The sequence below is a fragment of the Enterobacter sp. Y17 genome (genome assembly GCF_019730495.1).
Lineage (GTDB): Bacteria > Pseudomonadota > Gammaproteobacteria > Enterobacterales > Enterobacteriaceae > Enterobacter > Enterobacter asburiae_B.
In genome coordinates this window covers 144,828-161,135 of record NZ_JAASKP010000004.1, presented here as the reverse complement: position 1 = coordinate 161,135, position 16,308 = coordinate 144,828, and the positions used below count along the sequence as shown (strand labels likewise).

At 57.4% G+C, this 16,308-nt stretch carries 15 protein-coding genes; 7 read left to right on the top strand and 8 right to left on the bottom strand.

Features of this window, described 5'->3' with window-relative positions; translation table 11 throughout:
- Positions 1-4 precede the first annotated feature (4 nt).
- Together kefB and kefG are read right to left on the bottom strand one after the other, a co-directional pair.
- A complete protein-coding gene (gene kefB / locus HCH49_RS18285; protein WP_211438722.1) occupies positions 5-1,810 on the bottom strand; it encodes a glutathione-regulated potassium-efflux system protein KefB in 1,806 nt (601 codons plus the stop codon).
- On the bottom strand, positions 1,810-2,364 hold the full coding sequence (gene kefG, locus HCH49_RS18280; RefSeq protein WP_021242220.1) for a glutathione-regulated potassium-efflux system ancillary protein KefG: 555 nt from the start codon (positions 2,362-2,364) through the stop codon (positions 1,810-1,812). The genes kefB and kefG overlap by 1 nt, the downstream gene beginning before the upstream one ends.
- 135 nt (positions 2,365-2,499) lie before the next feature.
- Here kefG and HCH49_RS18275 point away from each other — a divergent pair, with 135 nt between their 5' ends.
- From HCH49_RS18275 to HCH49_RS18260, 4 genes are all read left to right on the top strand, one after another.
- A complete protein-coding gene (locus HCH49_RS18275) occupies positions 2,500-4,404 on the top strand; it encodes an ABC transporter ATP-binding protein (RefSeq protein ID WP_167818780.1) in 1,905 nt (634 codons plus the stop codon).
- A 112-nt stretch (positions 4,405-4,516) separates the two neighbouring features.
- The gene (locus HCH49_RS18270) at positions 4,517-5,539 is read left to right on the top strand and encodes a hydrolase (protein WP_221703173.1); all 1,023 of its coding nucleotides are present in this window, start codon (positions 4,517-4,519) and stop codon (positions 5,537-5,539) included.
- A complete protein-coding gene (locus tag HCH49_RS18265) occupies positions 5,536-5,754 on the top strand; it encodes a YheU family protein (protein ID WP_008503016.1) in 219 nt (72 codons plus the stop codon). Before HCH49_RS18270 ends, HCH49_RS18265 begins: the two co-directional genes overlap by 4 nt.
- A 30-nt stretch (positions 5,755-5,784) precedes the next feature.
- A complete protein-coding gene (locus HCH49_RS18260; RefSeq protein ID WP_023309465.1) occupies positions 5,785-6,654 on the top strand; it encodes a phosphoribulokinase in 870 nt (289 codons plus the stop codon).
- Between the two features lie 66 nt (positions 6,655-6,720).
- Here the strand turns inward: HCH49_RS18260 and HCH49_RS18255 are convergent, their stop codons facing one another.
- Positions 6,721-7,125, bottom strand: coding sequence for an OsmC family protein (locus HCH49_RS18255; RefSeq protein WP_045409157.1), 405 nt, complete (start codon positions 7,123-7,125; stop codon positions 6,721-6,723).
- Positions 7,126-7,436: 311 nt separating this feature from the next.
- Here HCH49_RS18255 and crp point away from each other — a divergent pair, with 311 nt between their 5' ends.
- Both crp and HCH49_RS18245 read left to right on the top strand, forming a co-directional pair.
- Positions 7,437-8,069, top strand: a complete 633-nt coding sequence (crp, locus tag HCH49_RS18250; RefSeq protein WP_000242758.1) for a cAMP-activated global transcriptional regulator CRP — start codon at positions 7,437-7,439, stop codon at positions 8,067-8,069.
- A gap of 57 nt (positions 8,070-8,126) precedes the next feature.
- The gene (locus HCH49_RS18245) at positions 8,127-10,214 is read left to right on the top strand and encodes a YccS/YhfK family putative transporter (protein WP_221703183.1); all 2,088 of its coding nucleotides are present in this window, start codon (positions 8,127-8,129) and stop codon (positions 10,212-10,214) included.
- Here HCH49_RS18245 and HCH49_RS18240 read toward each other — a convergent pair.
- From HCH49_RS18240 to ppiA, 4 genes are all read right to left on the bottom strand, one after another.
- Positions 10,211-11,431 (bottom strand): aspartate aminotransferase family protein, encoded by a 1,221-nt coding sequence (locus tag HCH49_RS18240; protein ID WP_221703172.1) that lies wholly within the window; start codon positions 11,429-11,431, stop codon positions 10,211-10,213. The genes HCH49_RS18245 and HCH49_RS18240 overlap by 4 nt on opposite strands.
- 87 nt (positions 11,432-11,518) lie before the next feature.
- A complete protein-coding gene (pabA, locus tag HCH49_RS18235; RefSeq protein WP_087823619.1) occupies positions 11,519-12,082 on the bottom strand; it encodes an aminodeoxychorismate synthase component 2 in 564 nt (187 codons plus the stop codon).
- Positions 12,083-12,112: 30 nt separating this feature from the next.
- Positions 12,113-12,697, bottom strand: a complete 585-nt coding sequence (locus HCH49_RS18230) for a putative adenosine monophosphate-protein transferase Fic (protein ID WP_069303363.1) — start codon at positions 12,695-12,697, stop codon at positions 12,113-12,115.
- 106 nt (positions 12,698-12,803) lie between these two features.
- The gene (ppiA, locus tag HCH49_RS18225) at positions 12,804-13,376 is read right to left on the bottom strand and encodes a peptidylprolyl isomerase A (protein ID WP_023309471.1); all 573 of its coding nucleotides are present in this window, start codon (positions 13,374-13,376) and stop codon (positions 12,804-12,806) included.
- Positions 13,377-13,654: 278 nt separating this feature from the next.
- On the opposite strand from ppiA, the gene tsgA reads away from it, so the two are divergent.
- A complete protein-coding gene (gene tsgA, locus HCH49_RS18220) occupies positions 13,655-14,839 on the top strand; it encodes an MFS transporter TsgA (protein WP_033146801.1) in 1,185 nt (394 codons plus the stop codon).
- Positions 14,840-14,842: 3 nt separating this feature from the next.
- On the opposite strand, the gene HCH49_RS18215 is transcribed toward tsgA, so the two are convergent.
- Complete coding sequence (locus tag HCH49_RS18215) at positions 14,843-16,159, bottom strand: cytosine deaminase (RefSeq protein ID WP_221703170.1); 1,317 nt, start codon at positions 16,157-16,159, stop codon at positions 14,843-14,845.
- Between the last annotated feature and the right edge of the window lie 149 nt (positions 16,160-16,308).

Genomic DNA, 16,308 nt, shown 5'->3' with positions numbered 1-16,308 from the left:
CCCTTTATTCAAATTCATCCCAGCCATCAAGCTGGCGTCGTTCCTGTTGCATCTCTCGCTGGAAGATCTCCTCCAGCTCGCGACGCGCTTCCCGCACGCGGGAGATCTGCGCCGTATCGGTATGTACCGGCATAAGCTCGCGCAGCATCCGCATATCCAGCCGGCGGAAGTGCATCTGGGCGCGCTGCGCCTGATGCGGATGCATGCCGAGCGAGATCAGCGCCTTACGGCCCAGCTCCAGCGCACTGGAGAACGTCTCACGGGAGAAGTGTTTCACACCCGCCTGCAACAATTCGTGAGCTTCAACACGTCCCCGCGCACGCGCCAGAATATGCAGATGCGGGAAATGCTGCTGGCACAGATCCACCAGCTTCATTGTGTCTTCCGGATCGTTACAGGTAATCACGATGGACTCTGCCGCTTCCGCCCCCGCCGAGCGCAGCAGCTCGAGCTGGGTCGCATCGCCGTAGTAAACCTTGTAGCCATATTTACGCATCAGGTTGACCGCGCTGATATCCCGCTCCAGTACCGTAATGCGCATTTTGTTCGCCATCAGCAGGCGTCCAATCACCTGTCCAAAACGGCCAAAGCCCACCACAATCACCTGCGGCTTGTCGTCTTCCACCCACGGCGCTTCGTCTTCATCGTCATTTGGGTTCAGGCGGCGCGACAGCAGTTTATCCACCAGCTTCATCAGCAGCGGCGTGGTCATCATAGACAGCGTGACCGTCACCAGCAAAAGCGCCATCTGATCGTCTTTAAACAGCTTCTGGGAGGATGCGGTCGAGAACAGCACAAACGCGAACTCGCCTCCCTGGCTTAACACGCTGGCAAACTGCATGCGTTCCGAACTGCGCAGCCCGTAGATACGTGACATCACGTACAGCACCAGCATCTTCACCGCGACCAGAATGGCGACGCTCACTATCACCCACAGCAGATGGGTATAGAGGACGCCAAGGTTAAGCGCCATCCCCACCGAAATAAAGAACAGGCCTAGCAGCAGCCCTTTGAAGGGATCGATGGCAATTTCCAGTTCGTGCCGATACTCGCTCTCCGCCAGCAGCACCCCGGCGATAAAGGTCCCGAGCGCCATCGACAGCCCCAGCGCGTCCATAAACAACGCCGATCCCAGCACCAGCAGCAGCGTCGCGGCGGTAAACACCTCGCGAACGCCCGACGCGGCAATAAAGCGGAACACGGGACGTAACAGGAAACGACCACCAATCAGCATGCCCGCGAAGGCCAGCACCTTCATGGCGATTTTAGCCCAGTCGAAGTGATCGTCCCCGGACCCCGCCAGCAGCGGCACCAGCGCCAGCGCCGGGATCACCGCCAAATCCTGGAACAGCAGCACCGAAAAGCCCAGCTGACCGGCTTCGTTACGGTTCATCCCTTTGTCGCGCATCAGCTGTAGCGCCATCGCCGTCGACGACATCGCAAGGCCTATCCCGCCAATCACCGCCGCCTGCCATGAAAAGTGGGTCAGCATTAACAGTCCACCCAGGATCGCGGCGCTGAATAACACCTGCGCGGCGCCCACGCCAAAGATAGAGCGTCGGAGCTGCCACAATTTCGAAGGATTCAGCTCCAGGCCGATGATGAACATCAGGAACACCACGCCCAGCTCGGAGAAATGGAGGATCTCATCGACATCGCTGATGAATCCCAGCCCCCAGGGGCCAATCGCGATCCCCGCCAGCAGATACCCCAGCACCGCACCGATACCAATACGGGCTGCAAGCGGCACCGCGACGACGGCCGCAAATAAAAACAGCACCCCGGCAAGGAGTAAATTCGATCCTTCCATTAACGACCTCCTGCCGGGATAGGTGACGCCAGCCATTCACCGTAGGCTCTGGCGTGGCTTGCCAGCTCTTTCGGATCCTGACGCCGCGCCCAGTAGACAATAATCGGGCTCATCCAGTGCATACGGCACATGGCCGCCGTCAGCTCGAATGGCCTGAGGATATCGCTCATCGGATAGCGGTTCAGCCCGTCGTGGCGGTAAGCGCTTTCGGGTTCACCGGTCGTAATCACACTACGCCAGTACTTTCCCGCCAGCTGGTTGCCCCCCACCCCGCTGGAAAAACCCCGGCTCAGCACGCGGTCCAGCCACTCTTTGAGCAGCGCCGGACAGCTATAGGTATAAAGCGGATGCTGGAACACAATCACGTCATGCTGACGCAGCAGCTCCTGCTCGTAAGGGATATCAATAAAGAAATCAGGATAGTGCGCGTAGAGATCGTGCACCGTTACGTTACTAAGCTGTGTGGCCGGCTTAAGCAGCACCCGGTTTGCCACCGAGTCCTGAGATTCCGGATGGGCATACAGCAGCAGCACTTTTGCTGTCTGAGACATCATTCCCCTCCCGGTCTTGTTTCTGTTTTTGTGTATCGTCGCTGTTTTGGGCTACCATGGCGGCCCGGTGCGGAAAATGGCCCACACCTTACATTATCATAATGGCAAATTAACATAGTCGGAACATACGGCGCTTCTATGATTGTTTTCTCCTCGTTACAAATTCGTCGCGGCGTGCGCGTCCTGCTGGATAACGCCACTGCTACCATCAACCCGGGCCAAAAAGTGGGTCTGGTCGGCAAAAACGGCTGCGGCAAATCCACCCTGCTGGCGCTGCTGAAAAACGAGATTAGCGCGGATGGCGGTAACTTTACCTTCCCGGGGAACTGGCAGCTCGCCTGGGTAAACCAGGAGACGCCTGCGCTGAGCGAACCGGCACTCGACTATGTTATCGACGGCGACCGTGAATACCGCAAGCTCGAAGCGGAACTTCATTCTGCTAACGAGCGCAACGACGGTCACGCCATCGCCACCGTTCACGGCAAGCTGGACGCCATCGACGCGTGGACCATTCGCTCCCGCGCCTCCAGCCTGCTGCACGGCCTGGGCTTCAGCAACGAACAGCTGGAACGTCCGGTCAGCGACTTCTCCGGCGGCTGGCGTATGCGCCTCAACCTGGCGCAGGCGCTGATCTGCCGCTCTGACCTGCTGTTGCTCGACGAACCGACCAACCACCTCGATCTCGATGCGGTTATTTGGCTGGAGAAGTGGCTCAAGAGCTATCAGGGCACTCTGATTCTGATCTCCCACGACCGCGACTTCCTTGACCCGGTAGTGGATAAAATTATTCATATCGAACAGCAAACGATGTTCGAGTACACCGGCAACTACAGCTCCTTCGAGCGCCAGCGCGCGACGCGTCTCGCCCAGCAGCAGTCCATGTACGAAAGCCAGCAGCAGCGTGTGGCGCACCTGCAGAGCTTTGTGGATCGCTTTAAGGCCAAAGCCTCAAAAGCCAAGCAGGCCCAGAGCCGCATCAAGATGCTGGAACGCATGGAGATGATTGCCCCGGCGCACGTGGATAACCCGTTCCACTTCAGCTTCCGCGAGCCGGAAAGCCTGCCGAACCCGCTGCTTAAGATGGAGAAGGTCAGCGCGGGCTATGCCGACCGCATTATTCTCGATTCCATCAAGCTCAACCTGGTGCCGGGTTCGCGCATTGGCCTGCTGGGGCGTAACGGCGCCGGTAAATCGACGCTGATCAAACTGCTGGCGGGCGAGCTTAACCCGGTCAGCGGCGAAATCGGCCTGGCGAAGGGCATCAAACTGGGTTACTTCGCCCAGCATCAGCTGGAATTTTTACGCGCGGATGAATCGCCGATTCAGCACCTCGCGCGTCTTGCGCCGCAGGAGATGGAGCAGAAGCTGCGCGACTATCTCGGCGGCTTCGGCTTCCAGGGCGATAAGGTGACTGAAAACACCGAGCGCTTCTCCGGCGGCGAAAAGGCCCGTCTGGTGCTGGCGCTGATCGTCTGGCAGCGCCCGAACCTGCTGCTGCTCGATGAACCGACCAACCACCTGGATCTCGACATGCGTCAGGCGCTGACCGAAGCGCTGATTGAGTTCGAAGGCGCGCTGGTGGTGGTTTCGCACGACCGTCACCTGATCCGCTCCACCACGGACGATCTCTATTTAGTGCACGGCGGCAAAGTCGAACCGTTCGACGGCGATCTGGAAGACTATCAGCAGTGGCTGACGGACGTGCAGAAGCAGGAAAACCAGCCGGAAGAGTCAGCGAAAGACAACGCCAACAGCGCGCAGGCGCGTAAAGATCAGAAGCGCCGTGAGGCGGAGCTGCGCGCCCAGACGCAGCCCCTGCGTAAAGAGATTACCCGTCTCGAAAAAGAGATGGAAAAACTCAACGCCACGCTGGCTATCGTTGAAGAGAAGCTCGGCGATAGCGGCCTGTATGACCAGAGCCGCAAGGCTGAGCTGACCGACTGCCTGCAAACCCAGGCGAAGACCAAATCCAGTCTCGAAGAGTGCGAGATGGCGTGGCTCGACGCGCAGGAACAGCTGGAAGCGATGCTGCAGGCTGACTGACTTATTTACCCCGTTTGAAGAGCAGAATCCGTACCGGGTTCGGAAATCCAGCTTAAACGGGGTACAATTCGGAAAGTTTCGTAAATTTCCGACAAGAATCAGCATCGCGCTTATGACCCAAATCATTCCATCAGACTTCGACATTGCGGCCGAAGACAGCACTGAGTTCGTGCCTATGCGCGGCGTGGCCAATCCGCATTTGCAGACCATGCTGCCGCGACTGATCCGCCGCAAGGTTCAGTTCACCCCGCACTGGCAACGGCTTGACCTGCCAGACGGTGATTTTCTGGATCTCGCCTGGAGCGAAGCGCCTGAACAGGCTCGCCATAAGCCGCGTCTGGTGGTTTTCCACGGTCTGGAAGGCAGCCTGCACAGCCCGTATGCGCATGGGCTAATTGAGGCGGCAAAAGCGCGCGGCTGGCTCGGCGTGGTGATGCATTTTCGCGGCTGCAGCGGTGAACCGAATCGTCAGAAACGCATTTATCACTCGGGTGAAACCGAAGACGGGACGTGGTTTTTACACTGGCTGCGGGAAAATTATGGCACCGTGCCAACGGCCGCCGTGGGCTACTCGCTGGGCGGCAATATGCTGGCCTGTCTGCTGGCCAAAGAGGGCGAAAGCGTACCGCTGGATGCCGCCGTCATTGTCTCCGCGCCGTTTATGCTCGAGCAGTGCAGCTACCACATGGATAAAGGCTTTTCCCGCGTCTACCAGCGCTACCTGCTCAACCTGCTGAAGGCCAACGCGGCGCGTAAGCTGAAGGCCTACCCGGATACCCTGCCGGTAAGCCTGCGCCAGCTGAAAAAGGTGCGTCGTATCCGCGAGTTCGACGACCTGATCACCGCGAAAATCCACGGCTTCGCCGATGCGATTGACTATTATCGTCAGTGCAGCGCCATGCCGCTGCTCAGCAAGATCACGCAGCCAACGCTGATTATTCATGCCAAAGATGACCCATTTATGGATCATCACTCGATCCCCGCTCAGGAATTCCTGCCCGACAACGTTCACTATCAGTTGACCGAGCACGGCGGCCACGTCGGCTTTATCGGCGGCACGCTGCGCCGCCCGAAAATGTGGCTTGAGGCGCGTATTCCTGACTGGCTGACCACTTATCTGGACGGTGCAAAATGATTATTCCCTGGCAGGATCTGGCTCCCGAAACGCTCGATAATCTGATTGAAAGCTTTGTATTACGCGAAGGCACCGATTATGGTGAACAGGAACGCTCGCTTGAGCAAAAGGTCAACGATGTTAAGCGCCAGCTGAAAAGCGGCGACGTGGTGCTGGTGTGGTCAGAACTGCATGAGACGGTCAATATCATGCCCCGCAACGCGTTTCACGGCTGATCTTCCACCCTTTTCAGTCAGGGAGTTGCTATGTCTGCCAGACATCCGGTTATTGCCGTTACGGGGTCGAGTGGTGCGGGAACCACCACCACCAGCCTCGCATTTCGCAAGATTTTCGCCCAGCTGAATCTCCGTGCGGCGGAGGTCGAAGGCGACAGCTTTCACCGCTACACGCGTCCGGAGATGGACATGGCCATTCGTAAGGCGCGCGATTCGGGTAAACACATCAGCTACTTCGGCCCGGAGGCCAATGACTTCGGCCTGCTGGAACAAACCTTTATAGAGTACGGTAAGAGCGGCAAAGGGCAGTCCCGCAAGTATCTGCACACCTATGATGAAGCCGTACCCTGGAATCAGGTGCCGGGAACCTTTACCCCGTGGCAGCCGCTGCCGGAACCCACCGACGTCCTGTTTTACGAAGGATTGCACGGCGGCGTGGTCACCCCTCAACACGACGTGGCGCGCCACGTGGATCTGCTGGTCGGCGTGGTCCCTATCGTTAACCTGGAGTGGATCCAGAAGCTGACGCGCGACATGAGCGAGCGCGGCCATTCGCGAGAGGCGGTGATGGACTCCGTGGTGCGCTCCATGGAGGATTACATTAACTTCCTGACGCCGCAGTTCTCCCGCACCCATATCAACTTCCAGCGCGTGCCGACGGTGGACACCTCGAACCCGTTTGCCGCTAAAAGCATCCCGTCGCTGGACGAGAGCTTTGTGGTGATCCATTTCCGCAATCTCGAAGGCATTGATTACCCCTGGCTGCTGGCAATGCTGCAGGGCTCGTTTATTTCGCACATGAATACGTTAGTCGTGCCGGGCGGAAAAATGGGGCTGGCGATGGAGCTCATCATGACGCCGCTGGTGGAGCGACTGATGGAAGGGAAGCAGATCGCGTGAGCATGTTCCCTCTCCCTGTGGGGGAGGGTTAGGGTGAGGGCATCAACACGCACGATGCCCCATCAATCACGCCTCGATCACTTCATACGAATGCGTGATTTTTACCGCTTTCTCCAGCATTAACGCCACAGAGCAGTACTTCTCCGCAGACAGGTCCACCGCACGCGAGACCGCCGCGTCTTTCAGCTCTTTACCGGTGACCATAAAGTGCAGGTTAATATGGGTGAACAGGCGTGGCGCCTCTTCGCGACGCTCTGACGTGAGTTTAACCTCACAATCCGTCACGTCATGACGTCCTTTTTGCAGAATCGACACCACATCAATTGCGCTGCATCCGCCTGCCGCCATCAGCACCATTTCCATTGGGCTGGGTGCTTTATCGCCGGAGTTACCGTCCATCAAAATCTGGTGTCCTGACGCGGACTCGCCCAGGAACGTTAAACCTTCAACCCATTTCACGCGCGCTTGCATATTCATTAACTCCAACGTTGCATTTTTGGTGACAGATTACGTGTGCGTTACATTTATCGCAATGGAAGGCGACCTGCATCATGCTGAAGCGAGACACCAGGAGACACGCGGCGAAAGCTATGCTAAAACACTCAGGATGCTACAGTAATACATTGACGTTACACGTGTATGCAGAGGACATCAAACTTTACTGGCTGCGAAACGTTACGGTAGCCGACTTCCCAGGGTATGGGTAAGAATTCGATTGCAACCCCAGAGTCCGGATGCATCTGATGACTCTGGTGACAGCTTATAACAGAGGATAACAGCGCATGGTGCTTGGCAAACCGCAAACAGACCCGACTCTCGAATGGTTCTTGTCTCATTGCCACATTCATAAGTACCCATCGAAGAGCACGCTGATTCACCAGGGTGAAAAAGCGGAAACGTTGTATTACATCGTTAAAGGCTCGGTGGCAGTGCTGATCAAAGATGAAGAAGGGAAAGAGATGATCCTTTCTTATCTGAACCAGGGCGATTTCATCGGTGAACTGGGCCTGTTTGAAGAGGGCCAGGAACGTAGCGCCTGGGTTCGAGCAAAGACAGCATGTGAAGTGGCTGAAATTTCTTACAAGAAGTTCCGTCAGCTGATTCAGGTTAACCCTGACATCCTGATGCGTCTTTCTTCCCAGATGGCGCGCCGTCTGCAGGTCACGTCAGAGAAAGTGGGTAACCTCGCCTTCCTGGACGTTACCGGCCGTATCGCACAAACCCTGTTGAACCTGGCGAAACAGCCAGACGCCATGACCCACCCGGACGGCATGCAAATTAAAATTACCCGTCAGGAAATTGGTCAGATCGTCGGTTGCTCCCGTGAAACAGTAGGCCGTATCCTGAAAATGCTGGAAGATCAAAACCTGATCTCCGCCCACGGTAAAACCATCGTGGTCTACGGAACGCGTTAATTCCGCTTAAACGGCGTGCCATCGCAAGGTGTCACGCCGTTTTTGTCTCTACTCCCCATGTGGCGCAGGCTGATCTATCACCCGGAAGTTAACTACGCACTGCGGCAAACGCTGGTGTTGTGTCTTCCTGTGGCCATAGGCCTGATCCTCGGACATCTTCAGCAAGGCCTGCTGTTTTCCCTCGTGCCCGCCTGCTGCAACATTGCCGGTTTGGACACGCCGCATAAGCGCTTTTTCAAACGCCTGATCGTTGGTGGCTGCCTGTTTGCTGGCTGTAGCCTCGCCGTACAGCTCCTGCTTGCCCGGGATATCCCGCTGCCGCTGATCCTGACCGTACTGGCGATGACCCTTGGCGTCACGGCGGAAATCAGTTCGCTGCACGCCCGCCTGCTTCCCGCCTCGCTGATTGCGGCCATTTTCACGCTGAGCCTCGCCGGGAACATGCCGGTGTGGGAGCCGCTGCTGATCTACGCCCTGGGGACATTATGGTACGGGCTGTTTAACTGGTTTTGGTTCTGGCTGTGGCGGGAGCAGCCGCTGCGTGAATCCCTGAGCCTGCTCTATGTACAGCTTGCGGATTACTGCGAAGCCAAATACACCCTGCTCACCCAGCATACCGACCCGGAAAAATCCTTACCGCCGCTGCTGACGCGCCAGCAGAAGGTGGTGGATCTCATAAGCCAGTGCTATCAGCAGCTGCATATGCTCGCCGCCAACAAGAACCACGAGTACAAGCGGCTGCTGCGCACCTTCCAGGTCGGGCTGGATCTACAGGAGCATATCTCCGTAAGCCTTCACCACCCGCAGGAGGTGCAAAAGCTGGTCGAGCGCAGCCACGCCGAAGCGGTGATCCGCTGGAACGCGCAGACCGTCTCGGCACGCCTGCGGGTGCTGGCCGACGATATTCTCTACCACCGCTACCCCACGCGCTTTAACATGGAAAAACAGCTGGGCGCGCTGGAGAAAATCGCCCGTCAGCATCCCGATAACCCGGTCGGCCAGTTTGCCGCCTGGCACTTCAGCCGCATCGCCCGCGTGTTGCGCACCCAGCGCCCGCTTTATCCCCGCGACCTGATGGCGGATAAGCAAAAACGGCTTCCGCTATTGCCCGCGCTCAAAAGCTATCTTTCTCTTAAATCGTCCGCCCTGCGCAACGCCGCAAGGATCAGCGTGATGCTCAGTACCGCCAGCCTGATGGGCATGGCGCTGCACCTGCCGAAACCCTACTGGATCTTAATGACCGTGCTGTTTGTCACCCAGAACGGCTACGGCGCCACGCGGGTGCGTATTCTGCATCGGGCTGGCGGAACGCTGGCCGGGCTGATCATTGCGGGCGTGACGCTGCACTTCCACGTGCCGGAAGGCTATACCCTGGCAGGGATGCTGGCGATTACGCTGGTGAGCTACCTGATTATCCGCAAAAACTACGGCTGGGCGATGGTGGGCTTTACGGTGACGGCGGTATATACGCTGCAGTTGCTCACGCTCAATGGCGAACAGTTTATTGTCGCCAGACTGATTGATACCCTGATCGGCTGCCTGATTGCCTTTGGCGGCATGGTCTGGCTGTGGCCGCAGTGGCAGAGCGGGCTGCTGAGGCAGAACGCCCACGACGCGCTGGAAGCCGACCAGCAGGCTATTCGCCTGATCCTGAGCGACGACCCGCAGCCCTCCCCGCTGGCCTATCAGCGGATGAAGGTCAACCAGGCGCACAACGCCCTGTTTAACTCGCTCAACCAGGCGATGCAGGAGCCGGGCTTTAACTCGCACTATCTGGCAGACATGAAGCTCTGGGTGACGCACAGCCAGTTTATCGTCGAGCATATTAACGCCATGACCACGCTGGCGCGCGAGCACACGATGCTGACGCCGGATCTGGCGCAGCGCTATTTGCAGTCGTGTGAAATTGCGTTGCAGAGGTGCCAGCAGCGTCTGGAGTATGACGCGCCGGGCGAGTCGGGCGACTCAAACATTCTGGAAGCGCCGGAGACGTTGACCCACGGGCCAATGAGCACCCTGGAGCAGCATTTACAGCGCGTTCTGGGGCATCTGAACACCATGCACACCATTTCGTCGGTGGCATGGCGTCAGCGTCCGCATCACGGCATTTGGTTAACGCGCCGGCTAAAGCGAACCGAGTATTAGCCTTTTACGATCTTCTCGACCGCCGCGGCAAAGCGGGTTAAACCGTCTTCGATGTCTTTGTCTTCTACCACCAGCGACGGCGCAAAGCGCATCACGTCAGGCCCGGCATTAAGCACCATCACCCCTTCGTGGGCGGCGGCGTGCAGGAAGTCGCGCGCCCGGCCTTTGTACTGCGGCTTCAGCTCGGCGCCAATCAACAGCCCCATCCCGCGAATTTCGCTGAACACATCGTACTGTTCATCAATCTTTTGCAGGTGTTTTACGAACAGCTCGCGCTTCGCGCTCACGGCGTTCAACACCTCCGACGTGTTGATAATGTCGAATGCGGCACCCGCCACGGCACTCGCCAGCGGGTTACCGCCGTAGGTGGAACCGTGAGAACCGACGTGGAACGCGGAGGCGATCTCCTGCGTCGTCAGTACCGCACTCACCGGGAAACCGCCGCCGAGCGCTTTGGCGCTGGTCAGGATGTCCGGCGTCACGCCGTAGTGCATATAAGCGAACAGATCGCCGGTACGCCCCATCCCGCACTGCACTTCATCAAAGACCAGCAGCGCCTGATGCTCGTCGCACAGCGCGCGCAGCCCTTTCAGGAATTCCGGAGTTGCCGCCGTCACGCCGCCTTCCCCCTGGATCGGCTCGACAACAACGGCGCAGGTATGGTCGTCCATGACCGCTTTCACCGCGTGCAGATCGTTAAACGGCACGTGGACAATGTCGGCCGGTTTCGGGCCAAACCCGTCGGAATACTTCGGCTGGCCGCCAACGGAGACGGTAAAGAAGGAGCGTCCGTGGAAGGCATTGTGGAAGGCGATGATTTTGGTTTTGTACGGGCTGTGGCGCGTTGTCGCGTAGTAGCGCGCCAGCTTAAACGCAGTTTCGTTGGCTTCAGTGCCGGAGTTCATAAACAGCACGCGCTCGGCAAAGGTCGCATCGATGATCTTGCGGCCCAGGCGCAGCGCTGGTTCGTTGGTGAACACATTGCTGGTATGCCACAGGGTTTCGCCCTGGGTTTTCAGCGCCTCAACCAGCGCGGGATGGCAATGACCCAGCGCAGTGACCGCAATACCGCCCGCGAAATCCACATACTCTTTACCCTGCTGATCCCAGACGCGGCTGCCTTTTCCCTTCACCGGGATAAACTCAGCCGGTGCATAAATCGGCAGGATCACTTCATCAAATGTCGCGCGGGTAATTGCTGGTTGTTCAGTTGCCATGTCATGACCATCCATTTTTATGTCACAGTGATTGTGAAAATATAATCACAAAATATGCATAAAAAATCACAGCAAGGCAACAGATATTCAGCGATTGAGGAAATTTGCCAGCAGCGCGTGCCCCTGCTCGCTGAGGATGCTTTCCGGGTGGAACTGCACGCCTTCGAGGTCCCATTCGCGGTGGCGAATCCCCATGATCTCCTGCGTATCGCTCCAGGCGGTCACCTCAAAGCAGTCGGGCAGCGTAGACGGGTCAATCACCAGGGAATGGTAGCGCGTCACGGTTAACGGGTTATTGAGCCCCGTGAATACCCCGGTGCCGGCGTGGGTGACCGGAGAGGTTTTACCATGCATCACTTTCGCGGCGCGCACGATGGTGGCACCAAACGCCTGAGCAATCGCCTGATGGCCCAGGCAGACACCCAGTATCGGCAGCTTGCCGGCAAAGTGCTGGATCACATCCAGAGAAATACCCGATTCCGACGGCGTACACGGCCCCGGAGAAATCACGATTTTCTGCGGAGCCAGCGTCCCGATATCGGCCAGTCCGATCTCGTCGTTGCGGCGGACAACCACCTCTGCACCTAGTTCACAAAAATACTGGTAAAGGTTCCAGGTGAAGGAATCGTAGTTATCAATCAGCAGAATCATGGCGGCTCCCGAAAAAAATGCCGCCCTATTCTACTCAGATTCCCGCGCTTCGCTCACTACTTTGGCAAAGATAGCGTTGAGCGCGGTTAAATCTCCCGTTGCGCCGCTTCGGTTAGCCGTCACCCACTGGTCGGGATCGATATCGCGCCAGTCCAGCGAGTAGCCCGCGTGGAGCGCCAGCTGCTCGAAGAAAACGCGCTGGGCAATACCGTTGCCGCGCATAAACGGATGCAGCATGTTGATTTCGCAGTAATAGTGGCTAACCCGGTCAACAAACGCCGCTTTCTCAAGACCCACGAGATACTTTTCGCTTTCCAGCGCCGCCATCAGCTCGTTGCCCATCTTCTCGATGTATTCGAAATGGCAGAACGGAATGTCACCCTTAAAAATATCGTCGGTACGTAACTCGCCTGCCCGCTTCATCTCGCTGCGGTACAGATGACGATGAATAAGGCACAGATGGGGCAACCCGGGCGCGGATGGCCCAAGCTCCAGCGTCTCAATATGGGGTTCTGAGGGACCATTACCTTTTTCAAGGAGACAACTGGCCTGTAAATTGACGTTACGCTGCTGCTCCCAGAGACGGGATTTTTGCTTGTCGGTGAGTTTTTTCACTTAACGCCTCCCTGAATAGTCCGTTTGCCACAAGTATAAGCAGCAAAACGCGCTTTCGCAGGGAGGGCGACATAACGCGGGCAGAAGAAGCCCGCGTTCAGGAGAATTACGGCAGAACTTTTGCGGAGAGGATAACCACCGGTTTTGACGGCACATTCTGGTACGGACCGACGTCGTGAGTAGGCACTTGAGAAATCTTATCGGCCACGTCCATGCCTTTCACAATCTTACCGAAAACGGCATAGCCAAAGTCGCGCTGACCGTGGTCGAGGAAGGCGTTATCCGCCACGTTCAGGAAGAATTGGCTGGTCGCGCTGTCTTTGTCTGCGGTACGCGCCATGGAGATGGTGCCGCGTTTGTTCAGCAGGCCGTTGTCCGCTTCGTTTTTAATAGGCGGGTTTGGCTGCTTCTGCTGCATTTGCTCGTTGAAGCCGCCGCCCTGCACCATAAAGCCTGGGATCACGCGGTGGAAAGTGGTGTTGTTATAGAAACCACTGTTCACATAGTCGAGGAAGTTTTTCACGGAAACAGGGGCTTTCTGGCTATTCAGTTCCAGCTCAATATTCCCGGCAGAGGTGGTCAGCAGAACGTGAGGGTCCCCTTTGGCTGCCAGCGCAGCAGGGGAAACGGCAGAAAGAGCAAACACAGCTGCGACAGCCGCCAGTGTTGATTTGAGCATGAGAATTCCTTAACAAAGCGCAGTATAAAAAGCGAATGGCTTGATTCTAAAGAGCAGTATGAACGGAGACCAGCCTTTTACCTAATTTTACGAAGTTGAAACAATTATTACCGCGCAAACGATTGGTTACGCCGTCAATTAATGTGACTTAGATCACACTAAAACCTGCAATGACGTAATCATTGCCCTTAAAAGATAGGAATAGATCACTTTAGCGACTAAAATCTGCCCGCTCTCAGCGCCCCCCGGGCGTTTTTCTTTTTCTGAACAGGCCAGACATGACTAACAGCAATCGCATCAAGCTCACATGGATCAGCTTCTTCTCCTACGCCCTGACCGGCGCGTTGGTGATCGTCACCGGGATGGTGATGGGGAATATCGCAGACTACTTCCAGCTGCCCGTTTCCAGCATGAGTAACACCTTCACCTTCCTCAACGCGGGGATCCTGATCTCTATCTTCCTGAATGCCTGGCTAATGGAAATCGTCCCGCTGAAAACCCAGCTGCGCTTTGGCTTTGTGCTGATGGTTGCCGCCGTGGCGGGCCTGATGCTGAGCCACAGCATCGCGCTGTTCTCCGCCGCCATGTTCGTGCTCGGTCTGGTGAGCGGGATCACCATGTCGATCGGTACGTTCCTCATTACCCATATGTATGAAGGCCGCCAGCGCGGCGCGCGCCTGCTGTTTACCGACTCCTTCTTCAGCATGGCCGGAATGATTTTTCCGATGCTCGCGGCGGTTCTGCTGGCGCGCAGCATTGAGTGGTACTGGGTCTATGCCTGCATCGGCCTGGTCTACGTGGCGATCTTTATTCTGACCTTCGGCTGCAAGTTCCCGGTGCTGGGCAAGAAAGCGCAAACCACCGCAGAGCCTGTTGCGAAAGAAAAGTGGGGCATCGGCGTGCTGTTCCTCTCCATCGCCGCGCTGTGCTACATCCTGGGCCAGCTGGGCTTTATCTCCTGGGTACCGGAGTATGCCAAAGGTCTGGGCATGAGCCTGAACGACGCGGGTAAACTGGTGAGCGATTTCTGGATGTCTTACATGTTCGGCATGTGGGCGTTTAGCTTCATCCTGCGCTTCTTCGACCTGCAGCGCATTCTGACCGTGCTGGCGGGGCTGGCGACCGTGCTGATGTACCTGTTCATCAACGGTTCACCGGAGCACATGCCGTGGTTCATTCTGACCCTGGGCTTCTTCTCCAGCGCCATTTATACCTCGATCATCACCCTGGGCTCCCTGCAGACCAAAGTGGCCTCGCCGAAGCTGGTTAACTTCGTCCTGACCTGCGGCACCATCGGCACCATGCTGACCTTCGTGGTCACCGGCCCGATCGTCGCCCACAGCGGCCCGCTGGCGGCGCTGCACACCGCGAACGGTCTGTATGCCGTGGTGTTCATCATGTGCTTCGTTCTGGGCTTCGTGACCCGCCACCGCCAGCACAACGCGGCGGCAGCGTCTCACTAACCCCTACGCCCCTTTGCGCTCGGCAGAGGGGCTGTTTCTGGCAAAGCTTACCTCTTCTCCTCCGATATCCATCTGGATCCACGTCTGCGCCAGCTGCGTCGTGGCGATCACCCGTCCCTGACGAATCGACCAGCGCACCGGCACCTGACAGCGCACCGCTTCAAACCCGCTCTCGGCAGGCAGAATAATCAGGTTCGCCGGGTTCCCCGTGGCAATACCGTAATCGCTCAGGCCGAAGGTACGGGCGCTGTTATGGGTGATGAGATTCAGGCCGCTGTCGATTTGCGGATAGCCCATCATCTGGCAGACGTGCAGCCCCATGTGCAGCACCTGCAGCATGTTGCCGGTGCCGAGCGGGTACCACGGGTCGAAGACGTCGTCATGACCGAAGCAGACGTTAATGCCCGCTTCCTGTAGCTCTCTCACCCGGGTGATGCCGCGGCGCTTCGGATAGTCATCAAAGCGCCCCTGAAGATGAATATTGACCAGCGGGTTAGCGACGAAGTTAATCCCCGACATTTTCAGCAGACGGAAGAGCCGCGAGGTGTAAGCGCCGTTGTAGGAATGCATGGCGGTGGTGTGGCTGGCCGTCACGCGCGGGCCGATGCCTGCCTCATACGCCAGCGTTGCCACCGTCTCGACAAACCGCGACTGCTCGTCGTCGATTTCATCGCAGTGGATATCCAGCGGACGGTCATATTTCTTCGCCAGTTCAAAAGCGATATGCAGCGACTGTACGCCATACTCGCGGGTGAACTCGAAGTGCGGAATCGCCCCCACCACGTCGGCCCCCAGCCTTAACGCCTCTTCCAGCAGCGCCGCGCCGTTCGGGTAAGAGAGAATACCTTCCTGCGGGAACGCGACGATTTGCAGCGTCACCCACGGGGCCACCTCCTGCTTCACCTCCAGCATCGCCTTCAGGGCGGTAAGCGTCGGGTCGGAGACATCCACATGGGTACGGACAAACTGGATGCCGTTGGCAATTTGCCACTTCAGCGTTTTCCAGGCGCGCGCTTTAACATCCTCATGGCTGAGCAACGCCTTGCGCTCCGCCCAGCGCTCAATGCCTTCGAATAGCGTGCCGGACTGGTTCCAGTTCGGCTCACCCGCGGTCTGGGTCGTATCAAGATGGATATGCGGCTCAATGAACGGCGGGATCGCAAGCCCGCCGCGCGCGTTCAATACTTCATAACTTTCGGCGTGGGTGTCGTCCATCGGGGTGATGTCACCAAATCGCCCGTTCTCAATGGCGAGTTGCCACAGCCCTTCCCGACCCGGTAAATGAACATTCTGAACAAGCCATAACGGTGTTGTAGACATACCCTTCCCCTAAAAAACGCCGCTGATATTCAGGCGTATCGATTTTGGCAAAACCGCCCCTGATTTGTACACAAATTCAACGAGCACGAAAAGCCTGCGATTTCCGCCACTTATAAAAATCCTGACAAATCAGTTATATACCACCTAAG